Genomic DNA, 4,880 nt, shown 5'->3' with positions numbered 1-4,880 from the left:
GGTGGGCCCCTGAGGAGGACGGTCCTCCGCCTCGCGGTCGCCGCGGGCGCGGGCTCCCCGGTCCACCGCCGGGAAGTGTCCCGGCCGCGGCGGGGCCCCGCCCCGGGCGCGGGGGACGGTGCCACCGACATACTCGCCATGGGTGTCACGAGAGGCTCCCGGGGCATACAAGTTGTCCCGGAGTCCGGGCGGGTGGCACCCGCGTGTGGCAGGGTCTCCGGCGGGATCATCGGCGGCGGGGACCGATGATGCGGCCTCGGGGGAGGGCACGGCATGGCGGCCATGGGGGAAGGTGGCCTGAAATCGGTCGGCAACCTCGTCACGGCGTTGAAGGAGTTCCGCTGTCTGACGGATCCGGATCTGCGCACGCTGTGTCTGGATCTGGTCGCCATGGAGCTGGAGATGACCAGCGTCCCCGTGCGCGCCCACCGGGTGACCGACTACTTCCTGGTGGAGCTGGCCCGCGAATGCCTGGAAAACGTGCGGATCATGCACGCGCTACGCGCGTCCCTCGCGGTGATGGCGGCGGCGGACGAGGACGCGATCAAGCGGCTCGACTCGGTCATGGAGCAGATGACGGCCCGTCCGGCGCTGCCCGGGACCGCCGTCGCGAAGCTGCGGTCGCTGCTGGAGGAGCTGGAGATCGAGCAGCTGGGCCAGTTGTGCCGTGCGGCGGCGGGCCCGCTGCAGGACGTCCCCGCGGTCACCGGCCCCTGGCACGCCTTCGAGGTGCTCAGCCGGATGAACGCGCAGCCGGGCGGGCTGCCGCCGGGGCTCGCCCTCGTGGAGTACCTCGCGGCGGCGGCGCGTCCGCTGCAGAGGGCCGACGCGCTGCGCGAATGGGCCGATGAGCAGGCCCGGGAGCTGGGCCTGACGCCCCAGCTGCGGTCGCTGCGGCAGCAGGTGGGGCATGCCGCCCCGGCCGGTCCGGTGGACGCCTATCTGGTGATCCGGCTGCTGCCGCAGGAGGAGGCCGGGGCTTACGAGCTCTCGTCCTGGCACCAGTACGACCCCACCGGCTGGCATCCGGTCCGCGGACCGGTCACCCAGGTCACCGCGGAGACCGCGGAGCGGGCGGTCCAGACGCTGGTGTACCAGGCGGCCGAGGAGTGGGACGACGCCCGGGCGATCCACATCGAGTTCATGCTCGGCCCGGATGACCTGAATCTGCCGGTCCACCGCTGGCGTCTGGAGCTCGACAGCGAGCTGCCCATCCCGCTGTACATGGACCATCCGGTGGTCGTACGGAGCCTGGAGCGCAGCCGGACCAGGCGCTGGCACCGGGAGTGGAAGCGCCGCTGGAACCGCTTCGACCAGCAGCCCGAGCGCGCCAAGCAGCTCGTCGTGGACGGCGAGGACCCGGACAGCCCGCGCTCCGGCGACCCCACCGCGCTGCTGGCCCGGCTCAAGGCCGATCCGCAGGTGGTCGCCCTGGTCCTGACCTCGCCCCCGGGCATCACCCCCGAGGGCACCTCGGAGGCGCTGACCGCCTGGCGGGCCGGGATTCCGGTGGTCGCCTGGGACGGCCGGGCGACCCGGGACCCCGGCTTCGTCCAGCAGCTGAGACAAAAACAGGCCGACGCCAGCGGGAACCTGGCACGGCTCCGCGAAGCCGTGACAGAGTTACGTCTGGACGCCCATACGATCGACTCCGCGGAGCGGGAGCATCACCTGGGGCAGCATGTGGTGCTCGTTTGGGACGACCCGACCCGTCTCGTGGAACCGCAAGGGCGCATGACGGGGCCGGACGAGGGGGTGGGTGGTCGATGAGCGAAGAGTCTGCGCGGCGCCACAACGGACGGGTCCACCAGGATTCCGGTTCCGCCTCGGCCGCCCCGCCGTCCGGGATACCGCGCCCCTGGTGGGTCTACCAGGGCACCGGGCGCCCGCTGCACGATGTGAGCCTGGAGGAGATCCTTCCGCCGCCGCCCCCGTGGCGCGCCTTCGGCGGGGTCTCGGCCTGCCCGGTCGAGGACAACGGCCGGTCCGGCGCGTTATCGGACGCGGACGACGCCCCGACCGAGCCCCCGGCGCCGCCGGAGGACGAGCAGGACACCGCCCGGCGGCTGGGCGCGACTCCCCTGGGTGTGCGCTCCGACCCGGAGGAGGCCGATCTCGTCAACGCGGCGCTGATCCTCAGGCGTCCCCTTCTGGTGACCGGCCGCCCGGGCACCGGCAAGTCCACGCTGGCGTACCGCATCAGCCGGGAGTTGGGCCTGGGCCGGGTGCTGCGCTGGCCGATCACCACCCGTTCGACCCTGCGGTCCGGGCTTTACGGCTACGATGCCGTCGGCCGTGTGCACGCCGCCGCGGCCGGCCAGGCGTCGGAGGGGGACAGCCGCGAACCCGGACCGGAGGACATCGGCGACTTCCTCCAACTCGGGCCGCTGGGCACGGCGATGCTCCCGCACCGCCTGCCGCGCGTCCTGCTCATCGACGAATTCGACAAGAGCGATATCGATCTGCCCAATGACCTCCTCGACATCTTCGAGGCCGGCGAGTACTCCATCCCGGAGCTGGTGCGCATCCGCAGACGCCGCCCGGCCGTATCGGTCCTCACCGACGATCCGGAGCGCAGTACCGTCATCGCCTCGGGGCGGGTGCGCTGCCGCGCCTTCCCCGTCGTCGTCATCACCAGCAACGGCGAGCGGGAGTTCCCGCCCGCGTTCCTGCGGCGCTGTCTCCAGCTGCGGCTGCCCGACCCGGACGCGGACCGGCTCGCCGCGATCGTGGCCGCGCATCTGGGGCGGGCCGACGATCCGCGTGCGCGGGAGCTGATCCAGATGTTCCTCGAGCGCAGCGAGCGCGAAGGCGGCCTCGCCGCCGACCAGTTGCTCAACGCGGTGTATCTGGTGACGTCCCGGTCACATGTTCCGGGGCCCGAGTGGGAGGAGCTACTGCAGGCCGTCTGGCACCGGCTGGACAGCGCAGCGGGCTCGACATGACACACCACCCAGGCGGCAGGTCCGCCGGGCCGGGCCCACGGGACCTCGACTGGCGGCAGCTCGCCGACGCCCTGTGGCTGGCGGTCTGCAAGGCCGAGACGGACCGTGGCCCCGGACCGCCGGACCCCGGCCTCCCCGAGACACCGGAGGCGGACGCCCCGCCGCCCGGTGACGAGCCGTCGGAGGAGCCGCGGCGGGACCGGCAGGGGGAGCGCCCCGCGTCCGGCCCCGAGGCGGCGCCCGCGGTGTCGGAACCGCCGCTCCCCGCGGAGCTGGTCGGCGTCTCCGCGCCGCCCGGCGAGGCGGAGCCGGCGACCGTAGCGGAGGCCTTCGTACCGGTGCGCCGGCCGTCCGCCGACGGGCCGCCGCTGCCCGAGCGCGCCCTGTCCCGGGCGCTGCGGCCGCTCAAGCGCACCTCGCCCTCGCCGGTCGAGACGGAGGTCGACGAGGAGGCCACGGCCGAGCGCGCGGCGCGCGAGGGGCTGTGGGTGCCCGACCTGGTGCCCGTGCGCGAGCGCTGGATGGACGCCGTCCTGGTGGTGGACTGCGGCAGTTCGATGGTGGTGTGGCGGCGGACGGCCGCGCATCTGGTCAGTGTGTTGCGACGCACCGGCGCCTTCCGGGATGTGCGGGTGCACCGGGTGAACACCGACCATCCGTTACCCGCCGAGGACCGGTCGCCGGTGGCGGGGATGCCGCCGCGCGGCAAGCGGACGGTGCTGGTACTGACCGACGGCATCGGCGCGGCCTGGGCGGATGAGAGCGCCCAGCGCGCGCTGGCCGGCTGGGCGCGGCACGCGTCGGTCGCGGTGCTCCACGTCTTGCACCAGGGCCGCTGGCACCACACCGGGGTGGCCCCGGAGCGCGTGCGGGTGCGGGTCCCCGAACCTGGCGCCCCCAACGGCACCTGGCGGCGGGCCGACGGCGGCTCCTGGCCGGGCGACGCGCCACCGGTCCCGGTGCTGGAGCTGGACGCGCGGTGGATGGCCAACTGGGCGCGGCTGGTGGCCCGCCCGTCGGCGCGCGGCGAGGACACGATGGCGCTGCTGCCCGGGGTACCCGCCGAGCGCTGGGATCCCGAACCGGAACCGACCGCCTGGGACCGCGTCTTCCGGTTCCGCGCCACCGCCTCGCCGAGCGCCTTCCGGCTGGCGTCCCGGCTGGCCGCGGCCCCGTTGAACATTCCCGTGATGGAGTTCGTGCAGGGCATCCACCAGCCGGAGGGCAGCCCCGGCGATCTGGCCGAGGTCCTGCTGGGCGGGCTGCTGCGCAAGGTGGGGACCGCCGACCCGTTGGACGAGACGGGTATCGGCTACGAGTTCCACGACGGGGTGCGCGAACTGCTGCTGTCCGCCGGGATGCGGGACGAGTCGCTGTACATCCTCGGCAGCGTCCTGGACCGGCTGGGCCGCCGCTGGAAACCGCTGCTGATGCTGCGTGATCTGCTCAACCACCCCTCCGGCTCGGTGGGGGACCTTCCCAGGACAGCGCGGCTGCTGCCCTACATCCGCCTTCAGGAGCAGGTCTACCAGGCTCTTTCCGGGCCCTACCTGGAAGGTGCGCGCTCCTTTCGCGCCCTTGTCCTGGCCCATCAGGCGCTCGCCCGCTCGGGGGAAAGCCCGCCCGATCCAGTTGAAGACGCATCACACAGGGGAAAATATGTGGTCTCCGAGGCGGTTGCGGCCATGACTGACTCCACGACTCCCCGAACAGACCCGCTGTCCCAGGCCGACGATTCACCATCCCCGCCGGCGCACGGCTCGCCGGGCCCGGCGGGGGAGCATCTGAGAGGAACATTCGTGTCCGTGACCGCTGCCCGGTCCCTGCCCGCCGTGGAGGAGCGCCAGCCCGGGGAACCCCCGTCCATTTGGGGAAATGTACCGCCCCGGAACAACAACTTCACCGGACGGCAGACGTTGCTCGACACTCTCCACG

At 73.3% G+C, this 4,880-nt stretch carries 3 protein-coding genes; all 3 read left to right on the top strand.

The annotated features are described in order from the left end of the window. Positions 1-273 precede the first annotated feature (273 nt). A complete protein-coding gene (locus GWI24_RS40360) occupies positions 274-1,770 on the top strand; it encodes a hypothetical protein (protein ID WP_210950995.1) in 1,497 nt (498 codons plus the stop codon). Next, on the top strand, positions 1,767-2,945 hold the full coding sequence (locus GWI24_RS40355; protein WP_210950994.1) for a MoxR family ATPase: 1,179 nt from the start codon (positions 1,767-1,769) through the stop codon (positions 2,943-2,945). The genes GWI24_RS40360 and GWI24_RS40355 overlap by 4 nt, the downstream gene beginning before the upstream one ends. Beyond that, positions 2,942-4,880 (top strand): SAV_2336 N-terminal domain-related protein (locus GWI24_RS40350; protein WP_281791542.1); only part of this gene is annotated, 1,939 nt, incomplete at its 3' end. The genes GWI24_RS40355 and GWI24_RS40350, both read left to right, overlap by 4 nt.

The sequence above is a fragment of the Streptomyces sp. MK37H genome, assembly GCF_018035285.1.
Taxonomy (GTDB): Bacteria; Actinomycetota; Actinomycetes; order Streptomycetales; family Streptomycetaceae; genus Streptomyces; species Streptomyces endocoffeicus.
Note: the sequence above shows the minus strand (reverse complement) of the source record. Positions and strands in the feature narration are given on the sequence as shown.